The sequence below is a fragment of the Pseudomonas sp. R76 genome (assembly GCF_009834565.1).
Classification (GTDB): Bacteria; Pseudomonadota; Gammaproteobacteria; order Pseudomonadales; family Pseudomonadaceae; genus Aquipseudomonas.
Window position 1 is genome coordinate 1,927,148 of the sequence record NZ_CP019428.1, and the last position, 17,648, is coordinate 1,944,795.

Below are 17,648 nucleotides of genomic sequence, written 5' to 3' on the forward strand. Positions count from 1 at the left end.
TTGGAATAATAAATAGAAAATTGACTAATCATAGCCCCGGGACGATAAATCACCCTTAACAAGCGCCATCAGAGCGCATGCGTTTGACTTTCTCCTGCCAAAAAAATAACCAAAGGAGCCCGCCCCATGAAGCCTTCCGCTTCGCCGCAGCCGCGCCGTGCTGCGGCCGCCGCTTTTATCGGCACCATGATCGAGTGGTACGACTTTTACATCTACGCCACCGCTGCCGCGCTGGTGTTCGGCCAACTGTTTTTCCCTTCCGACGACAAGCTGTTCAGCACCATGGCCGCGTTCGGCACCTTCGCCGTGGGCTTTTTCGCGCGACCGCTGGGCGGCATCGTGTTCGGGCATATCGGTGACCGCATCGGCCGCAAGAAATCCCTCGTGATCACCTTGGTGATGATGGGCGTGGTCACCGTGTGCATCGGCCTGTTGCCCACTTACGCGCAGATCGGCGTTGCGGCGCCGGTGCTGTTGGTCTTGCTGCGCGTGGTGCAAGGCATTGCCGTTGGCGGCGAGTGGGGCGGGGCGGTGTTGATGGCCGGCGAGCATGCGCCGAAGGGCCGTCGCAACTTCTTTGCGTCGTTTGCGCAATTGGGTAGCCCGGCCGGTTTGATCCTCTCGTTGCTGGCGTTCAGCGCGGTCACGCGGTTGCCGGAAGAGGATCTGCTCAGTTGGGGCTGGCGCCTGCCGTTCCTGGCCAGCGCTTTGTTGTTGATCGTCGGCTTGGCGATTCGCCTGGGCGTCAACGAATCACCTGAGTTCCTCGAAGACAAAGCCATCGCCGAGAAGGCGCGGGCGATCAAGAAAGACCAGGCGCCAGTGATCGAAGTGCTGAGAACCGCCTGGCGCCCACTGTTGTTGTGCATCGGCGCCAACACGCTGGGCATTGCCGGTGTGTATTTCACCAACACCTTCATGATTGCCTACAGCACTCAGCAACTGGGCCTGCCGCGCTCGCTGATTCTGGAGTGCCTGTTCTTCGTCGCCATCATTCAATTCTGCGTGCAGCCGCTGGCTGCCTGGGTCGCCGAAAAAGTCGGGGCCACGCGTTTTCTGTGCGCCATGACCGTACTGGCGATGGCCTCGCCTTATCCGATGTTCGTGCTGGTCAGCAGTGGCCAGGCGCCTTTGATCATCCTCGGTATCGCGCTGGCAGTGGTCTGCATGGCGTCGTTTTATGCCGTGATCGCAGGTTTCGTCAGCGGCCTGTTTGAAACCCGCGTGCGCTACACCGCGATCTCCCTGGCCTACCAGGTGTGCGGTGCGCTGGCCGGTGGCCTGACGCCGTTGATCGGCACCTGGCTGGCCCACGAATACCAGGGCCAATGGTGGCCGATGGCAGTGTTTTACAGCCTGATCGCGGCGACCTCGCTGGTGTGCGTACTGGCGTTGTCACGCCGCCACGCCACGGCCCACCGCCTTGAAATGGCCCATAGCGTTTGATGGAGACTGCGTAATGTTGAAAATTAATGGCCAACGCCTGTGGGCCAGCCTGATGGCCATGGCCGAGATCGGCGCCACATCACGTGGCGGCAGTTGCCGCCTGGCCTTGAGTGCCGAAGACAAAGCAGGTCGTGAACTGTTCAGCCATTGGTGCAAAGCTGCTGGGCTGAGCCTGAGCGTGGATGCCATCGGCAACCTGTTTGCCCGGCGTGCCGGCACCGATAGCGACGCCGCGCCCGTCATGATGGGCAGCCACCTCGACACCCAGCCGGAAGGCGGGCGCTTTGATGGTGTCTACGGTCTATTGGCCGGCCTGGAAGTGATCCGCAGCCTCGACGACCAAGGCATTCAAACCCGTAAACCGCTGGAAATTGCCGTGTGGACCAACGAGGAGGGCGCTCGTTTCACCCCGGCCATGCTCGGCTCGGCGGTGTTCACCGGCAGCCTGGCGCTGGGCAAGGCGCTCGCGACGGTCGATGTCGACGGTATCAGTGTGGCCGAGGCGTTGCGCACCACGGGCTATAACGGCGAACGCCCGTTGGGTGGCGCGGTGGATGCGTATTTTGAAGCCCATATCGAGCAAGGCCCGATCCTTGAAGACAACGCCAACAGCATCGGCGTGGTCACCGGCGGCCAGGCGATTCGCTGGCTCGACGTGCGGGTCGAAGGCATGGCTGCACATGCCGGCACCACACCGATGCCACTGCGCAAAGATGCCCTGTATGGCGCGGCAAAAATGATCCAGGCGCTGGAAAACCTCGCCACCGATTTCGCCCCCGAAGGCCTGACCACCGTCGGTGAGCTGAGCATCACCAAGTCGTCGCGCAACACCATTCCGGGGTTGCTGACGTTCACTGTCGACCTGCGTCATCACCGCGACGCCGACATCGAAGCCATGGAGCAACAAGTGCGCGCGCGGCTGCAGGCCATTGCCGAAAAGCGCGGCTTGACGGTCAGCATCAGCCCGCATTGGGTCAGCCCGGCTACGCCGTTCGATGCCGAGTGTGTCGCCTGCGTGCAGGCCTCGGTGGATGCCTTGGGCTACAGCCAGCAACGCATCGTCAGCGGTGCCGGTCACGATGCCATTCACCTGGCGCGGTACTGCCCGACCGCGATGATTTTCATCCCGTGTGTGGGGGGCCTCAGCCATAACGAAGCCGAAGACGTATTGCCCGAGGATGTGCGCCAAGGCACCGATGTATTGCTTAACGCTGTGCTCATGCGCGCCGGCCACAGCCAATAACGACTCACCTCTAAAGCCTGACAGGGATCAAATGTGGGAGCTGGCTTGCCTGCGATAGCGGTATTTCAGACAGACCAGCCCCCACAGGTTCGGTGTTTACCCAGGAGCCTCACATGCGTACGTTTTTCCACCCAGAACAACTGTTGCATCACCCGCGCAGCTACTACTCCCGCGGCCAGATGCGCACGCCGCAGGAAGTCCCCGAGCGCGCGCGCAACTTGCTGTTAGCCGCGCAGACCTTGGGCTTCGAGATTCAGCAACCTGCTGACTACGGCCTCGAGCCATTGCTTGCAGTACATGGCGCGCCCTACCTGGCGTTCCTTGAGGAAGCGCACCAACGCTGGAAGGAAATCCCCGAAGACTGGGGCGACGAAGTCATGTCGAACATCTTCGTGCGCGAGCCCAATGCCCTGCGCGGCATCCTCGCCCAGGCTGCACGCTACCTGGCGGATGGCAGTTGCCCGGTGGGCGAACTGACCTGGCGTTCCGCCTATTGGTCGGCGCAAAGTGCGGTGGCCGCCGCCCAAGACATCCTCGCTGGCGCGCCTGCCGCCTACGCGCTGTGCCGCCCGCCGGGCCATCACGCCCGTCACGAGGCGGCAGGCGGTTTTTGCTACCTCAACAATGCGGCGGTGGCGGCGCAGGTCTTGCGCGAAGGTTTCCAGCGTGTCGCCGTTCTCGACACCGACATGCACCACGGCCAGGGCATCCAGGAGATTTTCTACGCTCGTGATGACGTGCTGTATGTGTCGATCCATGGCGACCCAACCAACTTCTACCCCGGCGTAGCAGGCTTTGCCGACGAGCGCGGCGTGGCTGCCGGTGAAGGCTTTAACCTCAACCTGCCGATGGCCCACGGCGCCAGCGAAGAGGTGTTCTTCGAAAAACTCGAATTAGCCTTGTCGGCAGTGAAGCAGTTCTCAGCGGATGTGCTGGTGTTGTCCTTGGGGTTCGACATCTACGAGCTCGACCCGCAAAGCAAAGTGGCGGTGACGCGCGAAGGGTTCGCGCGCTTGGGCGAGTGCATACGGCAATTGGGTTTACCCTGTGTGATCGTGCAAGAGGGCGGGTATCACCTGGAGACGCTGGACAGCAATGCGCAGGCGTTTTTTGACGGTCCCAAGGCGTGGGCACGATAGGCGGGCGCCAACCTCTGCTGTTCGGCCCTTCTGCGTGCAGGGTCAATGCTTCACGTCGTCGCTGGCAATTGCCAGCGACTTACCCACCAGTTTCAGCACTCGGTTACGGCCACCTTCTGCCAGTAAGTAAGTACCGTCTCCCGTGCGCACAATCGACTGCGGCGCCTTCAAGAACGACAAGATCGTTTGTTGCTGCCCGTGTTTATCAATCAACAGCAACCGCGCCCGATGCGTCGAGTCTTCATTGACCCACAACCCACGTTCATCACACATCAAGAAGGTCGGCTTGTTCAGGCCCGACAGCACCACCGGATCGCTGCCGTCATCCGTCAGCTCACGCACCACACCCTTTTTCTTTTCCGTGTAGAGCATTCGCCCATCGGTACAGCGTGTGATGGACTCGCCTTCGTGCAGTTGGTCACGCAGTACGCTGAGTGACTGGTCGCTCCAGCGATAGCGCAGCAGGCGTCCTGAATGGCTGCGGTCTTCGATGGCATAGAGGTAGTCGCCTTCATCCCACAGGCCTTGCACGTTTTCGCCTTTGAACAATTCGGTGACCACGCCGTCCTTGAGAAAGCTAACGGGGGCGTTGCCGGTTTCCTGGCTGAACACCCAGCCGCCCCGCGTGGCCAACATCCCGTCGGGTTTGGACAGGTTGCCAAGCACGACGTCGCGCGTTCCATCCAGCCGGATGTGCACGATGCTGCCCAGCCCGTCCTTGAGTTCCTCGGTGACCATCAACGAGCCGTCAGCCATGGGCATCAACGACGCGGCCTTGGCCACATCGGTGTGCAAAACCTGATAACTCCACGAATCGGCGGCGCGCACCGGGTAAAAACTTTGCCAGGCAAAAAAGCCCAGGGTGGCGGTGCACAGCAGGCCGAGCGCCCACGATGCAAGGTGCAGGGGCCGATAGTTCTTATTGGGTTGAGTCATTGTTCGGTGCCGGTTGCGGATTGCAAGGCCGGTCACGGTACCAAGCCTGGCACCGCACAGCATCCTGCAATTTAGCCGGGGCGGCCTGCGTGTCCCCCCTTAATGGGTGCCTGGCAGGCCGTCCAGCCCGCGGCGGATCTTCTCCAGCAACTCGTCGATATGGAACGGTTTGGAGATCAGGTCCATGCCTTCCCCCAGGAAGCTTTGGCGATTCGCCGCGTTTTCCGCATACCCGGTCATGAACAGAATCGGCAGCGTGGGGCGCAGGCCTCGGGCGACATCGGCCAATTCCCGCCCGGTCATGTAAGGCAGGCCCACGTCGGTAAGCATCAGGTCGATGCTGGTGTCCTGGCGCAGGGTGGCCATCGCCTCATCACCGTCGGCCGCCACGCTGCAGCGGTAACCGGCGTCGACCAGCACCTCGGCGACGAAGCTGCGCACCGAGGGCATGTCCTCGACGATCAGCACGTGTTCGCCGCTGCTGAGCCCGGGCGCTGCAACGGGCTTGGTGGTTATGCTCGCCGGGCCCGAGGCAGCGGGCAGCATGATGGTGACCTCGGTGCCCTGGCGGGTGACGCTGCGGATCTGTGCGTCGCCGCCGGACTGGCGCGCAAAGCCGTAGATGGTCGACAGCCCCAGCCCGGTGCCCTGGCCCAGCGGCTTGGTGGTGAAGAAAGGGTCGAACACCTTATCGATCACACTGTGTTCGATGCCCACGCCGTTATCGCGCACGGAGAGCGCGATGTAGGCGCCGTTTTCCAGTTTCAGGTTGCCGTTGGAGTAAGCAGGGTAGGTGGTCACCCAGATATCGCCGCCCTTGGGCAGCGCATCGCGGGCATTGATGACCAGGTTCAGCACTGCGCTTTCCAGTTGGATCGGATCAACCAGCGCCACGGCCGGGTGGGTCGTCAGCTCGAGTTTGAGCGCGATGTGTTCACCGATCGTGCGCACCAGCAGCTCCTCCAGTGAGCGGATGTGCGCATTGATATCCACCGGGCGCGTGTCCAGAGGCTGCTGGCGGGCAAACGCTAGCAGGCGGTTGGTCAGGCCGGCGGCGCTCAGGGCCGAGCTCAATGCGGCATCGGCATAAGCCTTGACCTTCTCGGTTTGCTGAGTGTCGAGGCGTTTTTTGATCAGCTCAAGGCTGGTGATAATCCCGGTCAGCAGGTTGTTGAAGTCGTGGGCGATGCCGCCGGTGAGTTTGCCCAGCGCGTCCATCTTCTGTGCCTGCAGCAACTGCGCCTCGGTGCGCGCCAGCTGCGTGGTGGCGTTGGTCAGCTCGGCCAACTGATGGCGCTCGCGATGGCGATGCTCGGTGACGTCTTCGACAAACACCAGGCTCAGTTCGGCCCGGCGATAAGGCGAGATTTGCCACTCGGTTTCGCGCACCTGGCCGTCGACTTGCATTTGCAAGGTGCCTTTCCAGCGCTCTCCCGCGGCGAGACGCAGGCACAACTCCTGGATGACGGCGAGCTGATCGCTGGCAAAGCATTCGAGCAAGGCGTCAGGGTTCAGGTTGTCCTGGATCAGTTGGGCGAACGCGTGGTTGCATTCATGCACCTTCAACTGCGGGTCCATGACGGCTATCGGCGCGCTGATGTTGAAGAAGATTTCGCGAAAGCGCGCCTCGCTCTCGCGCAAGGCGTATTCGGTATCACGCACGCGCAGCAAGGTGCGCAGGGTCGCCAGCAGCACGTCCGGGTCCACCGGGTGGATCAGGTAGGCATCGGCGCCGGCGTCCAGGCCGGTGATGATGTCGCCCGTTTCGATGGACGCAGCCGAGACATGCACCACCGGTAGCAGGGCGGTCGCCGGGTCGGCGCGCAGCGCGCGTACGATGTCGAAGCCACTCATGTCCGGCAGATTGACGTCGAGGATGAGCCCGTCGATCTTTTTGCTCGCGATCAGGTCCAGGCCCTCTTGGCCGGTGCCGGCTTCGAGCACGCGGTAGTGATGGCTTTCCAGGCGCCGGCGCAGGGCATAGCGGGTGGCGGCGTTGTCGTCGACGATCAGCAGCTGGATGTCACGATTCATCGACAGGCCCGCCCGCGATAGACAGAGGAATGATCACAAAGAACATCGACCCAACACCTGGGGCGCTTTGCACCCCGACCCGGCCACCGAGCAGCTCGGCAAAGCGCTTGCACAGCGAGAGCCCCAGGCCGGTGCCGCGCAGGCGCTTTTGCAGCGGTGAGTCGATCTGGGAAAAGTCTTCGAACAGGTTGTTGTGCAGCTCGGCAGGAATGCCCAGGCCAGTGTCCTGCACCGCAAAGCGGATCTCGTGCGCGCTTTCCATGCGTGCCGACACGCGCACCTCACCTTGCAAGGTGAACTTCAAGGCATTGGAGATAAAGTTGCGCAGGATCTGCGCCAGCTTCTTGTCATCGGTGTAGAGCTTGGGCAAGCCCGAGGGCTCTTCAAAGATGAGGTCCACCGAGGATGCGTCGACGATCGGGCGGAACATCCCACGCAATGCCGAGAACAGGTCGAACATGTCAAACCAGGCAGGCGAGATGGTAATGCGCCCGGCCTCGATCTTGGCCAGGTCCAGCAGGTCGTCCACCATCTCCCGCAGCTCGCGCGCCGAGCTGCGGATAAAGCCTACCTGGGTCTGCTGCTCGGGGCTCAAAGGGCCGTCGAGTTCATCGGCAAGCAAGCTGGTGATGCTCAGGATCGAGCCCAGGGGCGTGCGGAACTCATGACTCATGTACGACAGGAAGCGGCTTTTCAGGTCTGATGCCTGACGCAACTGATCGGCCTGCATATCCAGTTCGGCATACAGTGCCAGCACACCCTGGTTGGTCTCATCCAACTCGGTACGCAAGGCGTCGGCTTCCTGGTGCAGGCGTTGCACTTGCTCGGTGAGCGAAGCAATGGTGTCAGCCATCAATGGCCTCCAGGGCAATCACGAAGACGGTAACGTCATCCCGGCCGCGACAGAAATCACGGTGAAGGATGGCGGCGATCAGGGCGGGGTGGCGGTGGCAAAGCCCGGGATAGTCCGCAAGGTTCCAGCGTGACTGCAGCCCGTCGCTGTAAAGGATCAGCAGTTGGCCGCTGACCTGAGCGTAGTCGAAGGGTTGTGCCTTGCGAAACTGCACGCCGACGATGCCCGGGTGGGAAGCCAGCCCGCGCGACTTGCCGAAGGCAATCAGGCTGGCGCCGATATTGCCCACGCCGGTGAAACGCAGCCGGTCAGCCACGGCGTCGTATTGCGCCACGGCCACTGCGCCGCCCCGGGTGCCGTTCATGCCGATATGCATGTCGTTGAGCAGCGTGGCCGAGTCCTGGAAGGGGTCTTGGGCGAACATCTCTTCACCCGCGCGCGCCGCCCGTTCGGCTTCGCTGCCATGGCCCAGGCCGTCGGCAACCATCACGCTGAACCGGCCCGCTTCGATTGCCAGGTGCCAGGCGTCGCCGCACGCCGGATCGTTGTGCAAGGAATGCTGGCTGACGCCATAGCGGATATCCCGCGCGTTCGAGGTGCGTGGGTAGAGCCGCGCCAACATCGCCGTGCCCCGCTGATCGGCATGCACATCAAAGACCTGAGCCACGCGCGCGATGGCGCCCATGCCGATGCCTTGCGTGCCGCCCGTGGAGAACCCATCCACCAGGCAGCTTTCCAGGTCGAAGCCCTGGCCACGGTCGACGGCGATCATTTCGACGCCCTGGTTGCCCGTGGCGCGCAGGTGCAGCTCGCCATGGGCGGCATGCTTGAGGATGTTGCTGGCAAGTTCGGTCGCCACCAGGGCCACGCGCCCGGCGTCGGTTTCATCAAAACCCAGCAGCTCGGCAAGCTGCTGGGCACTGCGCCGGGCATAGCCGATTTGGCTGACATCTTCGATCAAAAGCACTTGGGTCAAAGCGCTGGGAATATTCAGGTCCATCGGGTGATCGTCACGCGTGTGCCCTTGCCGGGTTCGGTGTCCAGTTCAAACTCGTCCACCAGGCGCCTGGCGCCGGTCAGGCCCAGGCCCAGGCCACTGCCGGAGGTCCAGCCGTCGGTCAGGGCCAGCTTGAGGTCAGGGATGCCGGGGCCTTCATCGCGAAAGGTCAGGCGCAGGCCGGGGCGATGGTCTTTTTCGACGACGCTCCAATCCATGTAGCCGCCGCCGCCGTAGACCACGGTGTTGCGCGCCAGCTCACTGACGGCCGTGACCAGCTTGGTCAGGTCGATCAGGCGCATGCCGCAGTCCTGGGCCAGCCGGCGTACTAATTGTCTGGCCAGCACAACGTCCTGTTCGATCAGCACGGGATGCGTGCCGCTGCTGGCCTGGCTCATAAGTGTTCTACCCGATCACGCAGCAGTTTCATGCCGCGCTCGACGTTCAATGCGGTCGCCACGCCGGGCAGGGTCATGCCCAGTTCCACCAGGGTAATGGCCACCGCCGGTTGCATGCCCACCAGCACGGTCTGCGCGTCCATGATGCGCGACAGGCCGGAAATGGTGCCGATCATGCGCCCGATAAACGAGTCCACCATGTCCAGCGCCGAAATGTCGATCAGCACGCCGCGCGCCGACGTGCGGCTGATGCGTTCGGACAGGTCGTCCTGCAGCGTCATGGCCAACTGGTCGTGCATGTCGACCTGAATGGTCACGAGCAAAAACTCGCCCATCTGCAAAATAGGGATGCGTTCCATGCTTAGACAGCCTTGCTGATGGTGACGCCCAGGCGTTTGAGCGCCAGCGCCAGAGCATCCGCCAAGTTGGCTTTGGTCACCACGCCTTGCAGGTCCAGACCCAGGTGCACGATGGTCTGGGCAATTTGTGGGCGCACGCCGCTGATGATGCTGTCGGCACCCATCAGGCGGATGGCGGTGACTGTTTTCAGCAAGTGCTGGGCCACCAGGGTGTCGACGGTCGGCACGCCGGTAATGTCGATAATGGCGATTTCCGAGCCGGTGTCGACGATGCGTTGCAGCAGCGACTCCATGACCACCTGGGTGCGTTGCGAGTCCAGGGTGCCAATCATCGGCAGGGCCAGCACACCGTCCCACAGCTTCACCACGGGGGTGGACAACTCCAGCAATTCTTCCTGCTGGCGTTTGATGACCGACTCACGGGACTTCTGGAAGGTGCGGATGGTGTGCATACCCAGCGAATCCAGCAGTTCGGAAACTTCCCATAGTTGCTCGGCCAGTTGCGCCGGTTGTTCGGCGTACTCACGTTGCAGCAAGGTGAACACTGGGCCTTTAAGGGCGAAAATGAAGCTGGCGGTTTGTTGCGAGTCCTGGCCGATCAAGGCGCGGCTGTGCGACAGCTTTTCCAGGAAGACCCGGGTTTCGGCCCAGTTTTCATGGCTTATTTGCTGTGGGCCGCCTTGCAGGAGCGCGTCGATCAGCAGAGTAAGAAAGTCGCCAGCTTGCTGTTTGACGTCATCCCCCTTGACGTTTCGTGTGGCTCCCGAAGCCTCGAGGCTCGTAATCCATTCGGTCAGCAGGGCAGGGCGTTGGGCTTGCAGCGCCTGGATTGTATGAGCTTGAAGAGTTGCCACGAGAGTCTCCTTGAACGGCTTTGGTTGTTCGCGTGCAATTTATACTAAGTTGGGTTGTTTTAAATTGTTTCGTGGGTTTTTCGTGTTAACGCGCTTATATCACTGGCTTCATCGTTTTAGCCGGGCTGTCAATTCAAACCCGTGCAGGCACACATGGCGCCCCCTCACCACCCGTACGATAATGCCCCCCAAATCGACCACACTGGCCTCTTCCCGTGATCATCAACTTCGACCTCAACGACCTCCAAGCCTTCCGCGCCGTGGTAGACAAGGGCAGTTTTCGCGGCGCCGCCGAGGCCATCCGTATCTCGCAACCGGCGTTGAGCCGGCGTATCGAAAAGCTCGAGTCGGCGCTGGATGTGAAGCTGTTCGAGCGCACCACGCGTCGCGTCAGCCTGACCATGGTCGGGCGGGCGTTCCTGCCACAGGTGGAGCGCATGCTCGACGACCTCGACGTCGCCTTGATGGGCATCAGTAACGTCGCGTCAACGCGCATGGGCAACGTCACGATTGCCTGCGTGCCGTCCACCGCTTACTACTTCATGCCCCACGTAATCTCCGAGTTTCACAAGCTTTACCCGAAGATTCGCCTGCGGGTGCTGGACGCCAGCGCCGGTGAGGTGTGCAACGCAGTGGAAAGTGGCGAGGCGGATTTCGGCGTGAGTTTCAGCGGCAGCCTGGCCGATGAGGTGGAGTTCGAATTGCTGTTGCAGGAGCGCTACGTACTGGCCTGTCGCCGCGACCATCCGTTGGCCGAGCGTGAGAGCGTGACCTGGGCCGAAGCCTATGAACACGACTACATCACCGTGGATAAAACTTCGGGCAACCGCTTCCTGCTGGACCAGGCGCTGCGCGGCGTGCGGGTGAAAAAACCAAGTATCTGCGAGACCCACCACGTGACCACCATGATCGGGCTGGTGGAGGCGGGGTTGGGCGTGGCGATGGTGCCGTCGATTGCGATGCCGGCGTGCACGCACCCGATTCTGGTGAGTGTGCCGCTGGTGGAGCCGCAGGTGATGCGCAATGTGGGCTTGATCAAGCGCCGCGGGCGGACGTTGCCGCCGGCGGCGCTGGAGTTGGAGCGGTTGGTGCGGGAGATGCCGTTTCGGTCAGTGTGACACCGAGTCCAAGCCGGTGGATTGCACCACCGGTTGCGCCTCTGGCGAGGCCAGGAACTGCAACAGCGCCTTGGCCCGGGCCGGGTGTTCGGCGTTGACCGGAATGCCCGCCGCAAAGCGGGTGACCGATTGCACGTCTTCCGGGATCTTGCCGACGTAAGTCACCCCCGGCACCGGCAACAATTCCGCCACCTGCTGCAGGCCCACTTCGTAGTGACCCTTGGCGACCTGCTCGGCGACCGGGATGCGTTCGATCATCGTGCCCTTGGCCGGCATGCCGAGCTTCTTGAACAGCTCTTTCTCGACATACACGCCGCTGGCACTGTCCGAATACGCCACGGACTTGGCCTGGCTCAGCACCGCCTTTAACTCGGCATCGGTGCCGATGGCCGGTTTGGCTGCGCCTTCTTTCACCACCAGGCCGATCCGCGAATCCGCCAGTTCCACCCGCGAGGCCTTGTCGACCTTGCCCTGTTTGATCAAGTCATCCAGTGCGTAGCCGACCATGATCACCACGTCGGCGTGTTCGCCACGGGCGAGGCGGTTGGGAATGGCTTCCGGCGCCTTGCCCATCGACGGGCCGAGGATGGTCTCAAGGGTGTCGCCGCTCTGCTTGGCGTACTGCGGGCCGAGCAGTTTATAAGCGGCGGTGAAGCCTCCGGAAGTCATCACTTTGAGCTCTTCGGCCTGGGTCGTCAGCGCCAGGGCGCCGAGGGCCAGAGCCGTCAGGGTTTTGTACAGTTGCTTCATCACACAGCCCCCTGCATCACCTGCCCACGGGTGTTGGCACGACGGTACAACGCCAGTGTCGAGCACAGCGCACACAGCGCGGCAAACATCATCCAGTAGGCCGGCGAGGCCTTGTCTTCGGTGATGTGAATGAACCACGTCGAGATCGCCGGGGTGAAACCGCCGAAGATCGCGGTCGCCAGGCTATACGCCAGCGAGAAGCCTGCCACACGTACTTCCACCGGCATGATTTCGGTCAGCGCCGGGATCATCGCGCCGTTGTACATGCCGTAGAGGAAGGAGAACCACAGCAGGGTTTCCAGCATATGGCCGAAGCTCGGCGCGTTGACCACGAACGACAGCGCCGGGTAGGCGGTGATCACGGTCAGCGCGGTCATCACCACCAGCACCGGTTTGCGGCCAAAGCGGTCGCTCAGGGTGCCGCCGATCGGCAGCCAGATAAAGTTCGACACGGCCACCAGCAAAGTCACCAGCAAGGCGTCCGAGGTGCTCAGTTGCAGTACGGTTTTGCCGAAGGTCGGTGCGTACACGGTAATCAGGTAGAACGCGGTGGTAGTCATGGCCACCATCAACATGCCGCCGATCACCACGGTCCAGTTCTTCACCAGGGTCGCCAGCACTTCGCGCATGGTTGGGCGATGTTTGCGGTTGGCGAACTCTTCGGTTTCCTGCAGGTTACGTCGCAGTACGAAGATGAACGGGATGATGATGCAACCGATGGCGAACGGAATGCGCCAGCCCCAATCGGCAACCACGGCCGGTTGCATCCACACGTTCAAGCCATAACCCAGCGCGGCGGCAACCACGATGGAGATCTGTTGGCTGCCCGACTGCCAGCTGGTGTAGAAGCCTTTGCGGCCCGGGGTGGCCATTTCGGACAGGTAAACCGAAACACCGCCCAGTTCCGCACCGGCCGAGAAGCCTTGCAGCAAGCGGCCCAGCAGTACGAGCAGAGGTGCCCACAGGCCGATGGTCTGGTAACCCGGCACCAGCACGATCAGCAGCGTACCGCTGGCCATGATCGACAGGGTCACGATCAACCCTTTGCGGCGACCGACGTCATCGATGTAGGCACCCAAAATGATCGCGCCTAGCGGTCGCATCAGGAAGCCTGCACCGAACACGGCGAAGGTCATCATTAATGACGCAAACTCATTAGCGGCGGGGAAGAACGCGGCGGCGATGTAGGTGGCGTAGAAGCCGAACAGAAAGAAGTCGAACTGTTCGAGGAAGTTGCCCGAAGTAACGCGGAATACCGCACCAACTTTCGAGCGGGCAGAATCGGGCCGGGAAGGGCTAGTCATGGTTTTGTGTCTCCAGCGTTCTTTTTAAAGTGCTTGTTTCGCTTAAGACCGCGGATAGTGGCTGACACATTTAGAAATGATAAGTGAGTAATTTGGATGTATTGATGCGTCGTGGCTATCAATCGCCAGGCGCGGCCAAAATCCCGACCCTGTTCTATGCTTGAAGGCGTGACCAATTCTTACGGATGGGAGGTGGCAATGGCTGAAGAACACAAACACTCGGATGAGCGCGAACAGGAGCGGGCTCGGCGGCGGCGAGAAGAGGAAAAGCCGCAGACCTGGAAACATCCGGACGACGGCACGGAGCTTTCCGAGCGAGATCAGGAGCGGCCGCTCAAGCCCTGAATAGCCAGACGATGATGATCAAAATGTGGGAGCTGGCTTGCCTGCGATGGCTTTTTATCAGGCACACATGGGCTGATTGCTAGGCCGCCATCGCAGGCAAGCCAGCTCCCACACAAGCCAGCTCCCACATTCCCAGATTCCACATTAGATCTGTATTCAGCCCACTATCGGCGTGCACAACTCCACCAATGTCCCATCCGGGCAGCGCACATAAGACACCACTTGCCCCCACGGCTTGGTACTTGGCGGCGCCAGCTCTGTCGCACCCAGTGCCAGCGCCTTGGCATGGGCAACAAGCACATCCTCAGTGACGAACCCCACCTCCATGCCCAGCGGTTTCCTGGAGGCATGCGCCTGCACGTGCCCACCGTCGAAATTCAGCTCGCCCAGCTCATGCGCCGCAAACGAGAGGGTGGTGTCGCCGGTTTCCAACTCGCCGTAGGTGCCGGATTCATGCAGGAAACGGCGACTGAAGCCAAAGGCTTTTTCGAAGAAGGCCAGGGAGGCGGCCACGTCCGGTACATAGATGATGGTGTAGGCGAATTTCATGGTTGGCGGTCCTTGTCGGTGGCTGGCACATGGCAGCCGTCGTCCGAAAAACGCTCGTGGATAAACGGCGCATCGGGTCGGGGTAGTGTTTGCAGGGGGGTCTCAAGATGAACCAGTGATTCACCGCTGTCGGCGTTGATCACGTTGAACCGGCACAGCCCGGCATGTTCGGCCGGGTTGTCGACAATGCCACCTTCGAGCCGATAGCGAGCGCCGGCAGCAAAGGTGGTGATGAGCTCCAGCTCACAAACGCGACTGGCACTCGCCGTGCCCGCCATCACCAGGTGCAGCGGAGTGTTGGCGGCAATCGGCTGATAACCCTCAGGGCGAGATTTGGCGTTGTAGACAGAGAACAGCTGCGCTTCCTTGCCCTGGCCGGCTTGTCGGCCTAAGCGGCAGCCGGTGTCGGTCGAAACGCTGACAGACAGCAGGTTGCTATAGCTGTTCGGGGTATACAGCTGGCTGATGATTTGCGCACGCAGGCCTTGGGCGGGCGCCGTGTAAAGCTTGAATGGCGCGCAACCGCCGAGTAGCAGCAACGAGGCAAGGCAGAGGGTTTTGATCACGACATGGCATCCATTCCAGAGGCCGCCATGATCAGCATTGGCGTTGCAAACGGCAAGCGCTGCACCAGCAACGACGTCGGAAACCCCGCCGCCAGCACCAGATACGCGATCACCGCAGCCAGGCACAGGCCGATAAACACCCGCGTCAGTGTCCTGACGGTGGCATTGGCGATGAACCGGACAACCCAGAGACACAACCCGGCCACCACGATGGCCAAGGTGATAATGACCAGCACGATGGTGTTCCTGTGACCTTAAAGAGCTGATTTATAGTCCCAAAGCCGTGCGATGAACAGTGTTCACATAGACGCAGCCCCGTGGGCTTTCTAAACTGCGGCTTGTCTTGGGGAAAGGGGCAGGCGCCGATGAATCGCAATGAATTACGCAAGGCCGACATCAACCTGATGGTGGTCTTCGAAGCACTGATGCTCGAGCGCAACGTGACGCGGGTGGCGGAGAAGCTGTTTCTCGGCCAGCCAACGATCAGTTCCGCCCTCAACCGTTTGCGTACCTTGTTCAATGACCCGCTGTTTATTCGCGTTGGGCACCGCATGGAGCCGACTGCACGGGCCGAGGAGATCATCCAGCACCTGTCGCCGGCCCTGGATTCCCTGTCCTCGGCCCTGAGCCTGACCCACGATTTCGACCCGACCCAAAGCACCATGACCTTCCGCATCGGTTTGTCCGATGACGTCGAGTTCGGCCTGCTGCCGCCCTTGCTGCGTGCCCTGCGCCAGGAAGCACCGCTGGTGGTGTTTGTGGTGCAGCACGTGGATTACTGGCGCATCCCCGACCTGCTGGCGTCCGGCGATATCACCGTCGGTATCACCCAGACCCGCGGCCTGCCGGCGAATGCCAAGCGTAAATTGTTGCGGCATATCCGCCCCTGCCTGTTACGTGCCGACGCCTCGGACAAACCGCTGACCCTCGACGAATATTGCGCACGCCCCCATGTGCTGGTGTCCCACACCGCCAACGTGTCCGGGTTTGCCGATGAATGGCTGGCCGAGATTGGCCGCAAGCGTCATGTGGTGCTGTCGGTGCCGCAATACAGTGCGCTGCCGGCCTTGCTCGCCGGCACCGACATGATCGCCAGCCTGCCGGACTACACTGCCCAGGCCATGGCGGCTGGCGGCAACCTGTTCTGCGAGCCGTTTCCGTTTGAAACGCCGACTCTTGACCTGTCCATGGTCTGGCTCAGCCACGTCGATACTGACCCGGCGGAACGCTGGATGCGTTCGCGGCTGGAGGCGTTCATGAGCGAACGCGACAGGCTGCCGGTGCTGACGGCAAAGTCTTGAGATAACCGTTCAAACCGAACCGGCTGAACGAAGTTTCACCTTTAAAGCGCTCTGATTCAGTGCGGCTGCGTGCTATACGTATGTCTCTTTTCCTACAACAACTCGGAGCCTTTCATGCCGCACCTGCACCTGGAATACACCGCCAACCTGACAGGCCTGGCCGTCGAGAAAACCCTGTTGCGGCTCAACAATGTGCTGATGGCATCCGGGCAGTTCGGTTCCGAGTTCGATATCAAAAGCCGCGCCGTGAAGGTCGAGAGTTTCCAGGTCGGCACGTCCCTGAACCCACGCGGCTTCATCGCCGTGAAGCTGTCGCTGCTCAGCGGGCGCTCACCGCAGGTCAAGCAGCAGTTGTCGGAAAGCCTGTTGGCGGCGTTGCAGGACATGGGCGAATGGCCGGCGGATATACAGGTTCAGCTCAGCGTCCTGCTGGTCGACATGGATCGCGAGTCCTACAGTAAAGTCGCCATTGGCTGAGGGTTACAACAACCCTTGATCCGCGCACACTTTCACCACCTGCTCACGAAACCAGGTATTGGCGCTGTCCTGGCCGCTGGTTTCGTTCCACTGCATGTCCAGGGTAAACCCCGGTAAACCGTTGGGCGCTTCGCAATGGCCGAACACGCTGGCGGGCGCCAGCAGCTTTTGCACGCGGCGGGGCAGGGTGACGATAAAGTCGGTGCCGGTGATCATCTTCAAGGCTGCGCTGTAACTGTTGGCCCGGGCGACCACTTGGCGCTTGTGGGCCTGACGCGCCAGCCAGCCGTCGATCATATTGGTGTCCGAGGACCACGGCGTCGGAAAAACGTGGCGCCGTTCGACGAAGGATTGCAGGCTGAACGCCGACTCCCGCGGCGCCGCGCGTTTATCGAACACACAGACCAAATCGTCTTCCAGCAGCATCTGGGTCTTGAAGTCTTTATGGGCGCGGTGAAAGTGCGGGCCGAAGCAAATCACCAGGTCCAGACGGCCTTCGCGCAGGTCGTCGGCGGGGATCTCGGTTTCCAGCTTCTGCACATTGACGTTCACCGGCAGGTCGGCGCGGTCGAAGTTCTTCAGCAGGCGCGGCAGGATCAACTGTTCGAAGTATTCCGGCGCGCAGACCGTGAAGGTCACGGCCTTCTGTGTCGGGTCGAAGGCCTGGCCACCGGCGTGGCACAGGTTGATGCTGTCGAGGATCTTCTGCACATGCCCGTACATGGTGGTCGCCTTGTACGTAGGCCGCATCCCCGCCCGCGTGTTGATAAACAGCTCATCCTCGAAACTGGTGCGCAGTTTCTTCAGGCTGTAACTCACCGTGGACTGGCTGACGAACAGCGTTTCAGACACCTCGGTAACGCTGCTCTGGTCGTAGACGGCGATAAACACCATCAAGTCCTGCATATCGAGCTTTCTGAGCAAATTACTGTTTAGCATCCGTTCCATCCGGTAAGCCTTGGCACTGAGGCAGCGCGCG

General features: G+C 61.5%; 20 protein-coding genes. 7 read left to right on the plus strand and 13 right to left on the minus strand.

The window, feature by feature from the left end:
* Nucleotides 1-126 precede the first annotated feature (126 nt).
* The 3 genes from PspR76_RS08790 to PspR76_RS08800 all read left to right on the plus strand — a co-directional run bounded on the left by PspR76_RS08790 (nt 127) and on the right by PspR76_RS08800 (nt 3,828).
* Nucleotides 127-1,446, plus strand: coding sequence for an MFS transporter (locus PspR76_RS08790; protein WP_159954842.1), 1,320 nt, complete (start codon nt 127-129; stop codon nt 1,444-1,446).
* Between the two features lie 13 nt (nt 1,447-1,459).
* Complete coding sequence (locus PspR76_RS08795) at nt 1,460-2,689, plus strand: Zn-dependent hydrolase (protein WP_159954843.1); 1,230 nt, start codon at nt 1,460-1,462, stop codon at nt 2,687-2,689.
* A 113-nt stretch (nt 2,690-2,802) separates the two neighbouring features.
* Nucleotides 2,803-3,828 (plus strand): histone deacetylase family protein, encoded by a 1,026-nt coding sequence (locus tag PspR76_RS08800; protein WP_159954844.1) that lies wholly within the window; start codon nt 2,803-2,805, stop codon nt 3,826-3,828.
* A 42-nt stretch (nt 3,829-3,870) separates the two neighbouring features.
* On the opposite strand, the gene PspR76_RS08805 is transcribed toward PspR76_RS08800, so the two are convergent.
* The 7 genes from PspR76_RS08805 to PspR76_RS08835 form a co-directional block, all read right to left on the minus strand.
* The gene (locus PspR76_RS08805; protein ID WP_174245598.1) at nt 3,871-4,764 is read right to left on the minus strand and encodes a hypothetical protein; all 894 of its coding nucleotides are present in this window, start codon (nt 4,762-4,764) and stop codon (nt 3,871-3,873) included.
* A gap of 99 nt (nt 4,765-4,863) precedes the next feature.
* Nucleotides 4,864-6,798, minus strand: a complete 1,935-nt coding sequence (locus PspR76_RS08810; RefSeq protein WP_159954845.1) for a response regulator — start codon at nt 6,796-6,798, stop codon at nt 4,864-4,866.
* Nucleotides 6,788-7,651 (minus strand): sensor histidine kinase, encoded by an 864-nt coding sequence (locus PspR76_RS08815; protein WP_159954846.1) that lies wholly within the window; start codon nt 7,649-7,651, stop codon nt 6,788-6,790. The genes PspR76_RS08810 and PspR76_RS08815 overlap by 11 nt, the downstream gene beginning before the upstream one ends.
* Entirely contained in the window at nt 7,644-8,651 is a 1,008-nt protein-coding gene (locus PspR76_RS08820; protein WP_159954847.1) for an ATP-binding protein, read from the minus strand. The genes PspR76_RS08815 and PspR76_RS08820 overlap by 8 nt, the downstream gene beginning before the upstream one ends.
* Entirely contained in the window at nt 8,642-9,046 is a 405-nt protein-coding gene (locus PspR76_RS08825; protein ID WP_159954848.1) for an ATP-binding protein, read from the minus strand. Before PspR76_RS08825 ends, PspR76_RS08820 begins: the two co-directional genes overlap by 10 nt.
* Complete coding sequence (locus PspR76_RS08830) at nt 9,043-9,405, minus strand: STAS domain-containing protein (RefSeq protein WP_106576990.1); 363 nt, start codon at nt 9,403-9,405, stop codon at nt 9,043-9,045. Before PspR76_RS08830 ends, PspR76_RS08825 begins: the two co-directional genes overlap by 4 nt.
* Before the next feature lie 2 nt (nt 9,406-9,407).
* Entirely contained in the window at nt 9,408-10,259 is an 852-nt protein-coding gene (locus tag PspR76_RS08835) for an STAS domain-containing protein (protein ID WP_159954849.1), read from the minus strand.
* Between the two features lie 215 nt (nt 10,260-10,474).
* On the opposite strand from PspR76_RS08835, the gene PspR76_RS08840 reads away from it, so the two are divergent.
* The gene (locus PspR76_RS08840) at nt 10,475-11,377 is read left to right on the plus strand and encodes a LysR family transcriptional regulator (RefSeq protein ID WP_159954850.1); all 903 of its coding nucleotides are present in this window, start codon (nt 10,475-10,477) and stop codon (nt 11,375-11,377) included.
* On the opposite strand, the gene PspR76_RS08845 is transcribed toward PspR76_RS08840, so the two are convergent.
* Both PspR76_RS08845 and PspR76_RS08850 read right to left on the minus strand, forming a co-directional pair.
* Nucleotides 11,369-12,127: a substrate-binding domain-containing protein gene (locus tag PspR76_RS08845; RefSeq protein WP_159954851.1), complete on the minus strand. Its 759-nt coding sequence runs from the start codon at nt 12,125-12,127 to the stop codon at nt 11,369-11,371. The genes PspR76_RS08840 and PspR76_RS08845 overlap by 9 nt on opposite strands.
* A complete protein-coding gene (locus PspR76_RS08850; RefSeq protein WP_159954852.1) occupies nt 12,127-13,431 on the minus strand; it encodes an MFS transporter in 1,305 nt (434 codons plus the stop codon). Before PspR76_RS08850 ends, PspR76_RS08845 begins: the two co-directional genes overlap by 1 nt.
* Before the next feature lie 198 nt (nt 13,432-13,629).
* On the opposite strand from PspR76_RS08850, the gene PspR76_RS31020 reads away from it, so the two are divergent.
* On the plus strand, nt 13,630-13,776 hold the full coding sequence (locus tag PspR76_RS31020) for a hypothetical protein (protein WP_174245599.1): 147 nt from the start codon (nt 13,630-13,632) through the stop codon (nt 13,774-13,776).
* Between the two features lie 156 nt (nt 13,777-13,932).
* Here the strand turns inward: PspR76_RS31020 and PspR76_RS08855 are convergent, their stop codons facing one another.
* From PspR76_RS08855 to PspR76_RS08865, 3 genes are read right to left on the minus strand one after another with little or no spacing between them, the layout of a single operon-like run.
* Nucleotides 13,933-14,325: a VOC family protein gene (locus PspR76_RS08855; protein ID WP_159954853.1), complete on the minus strand. Its 393-nt coding sequence runs from the start codon at nt 14,323-14,325 to the stop codon at nt 13,933-13,935.
* Nucleotides 14,322-14,891: a hypothetical protein gene (locus tag PspR76_RS08860; RefSeq protein WP_159954854.1), complete on the minus strand. Its 570-nt coding sequence runs from the start codon at nt 14,889-14,891 to the stop codon at nt 14,322-14,324. Before PspR76_RS08860 ends, PspR76_RS08855 begins: the two co-directional genes overlap by 4 nt.
* Nucleotides 14,888-15,127, minus strand: a complete 240-nt coding sequence (locus PspR76_RS08865; RefSeq protein WP_159954855.1) for a hypothetical protein — start codon at nt 15,125-15,127, stop codon at nt 14,888-14,890. Before PspR76_RS08865 ends, PspR76_RS08860 begins: the two co-directional genes overlap by 4 nt.
* Nucleotides 15,128-15,256: 129 nt before the next feature.
* On the opposite strand from PspR76_RS08865, the gene PspR76_RS08870 reads away from it, so the two are divergent.
* Nucleotides 15,257-16,192 (plus strand): LysR substrate-binding domain-containing protein, encoded by a 936-nt coding sequence (locus tag PspR76_RS08870; protein ID WP_159954856.1) that lies wholly within the window; start codon nt 15,257-15,259, stop codon nt 16,190-16,192.
* Between the two features lie 114 nt (nt 16,193-16,306).
* Nucleotides 16,307-16,669, plus strand: a complete 363-nt coding sequence (locus tag PspR76_RS08875) for a 5-carboxymethyl-2-hydroxymuconate Delta-isomerase (protein WP_159954857.1) — start codon at nt 16,307-16,309, stop codon at nt 16,667-16,669.
* A 3-nt stretch (nt 16,670-16,672) separates the two neighbouring features.
* Here the strand turns inward: PspR76_RS08875 and PspR76_RS08880 are convergent, their stop codons facing one another.
* Nucleotides 16,673-17,608: a LysR family transcriptional regulator gene (locus PspR76_RS08880; RefSeq protein WP_159954858.1), complete on the minus strand. Its 936-nt coding sequence runs from the start codon at nt 17,606-17,608 to the stop codon at nt 16,673-16,675.
* Nucleotides 17,609-17,648 lie beyond the last annotated feature (40 nt).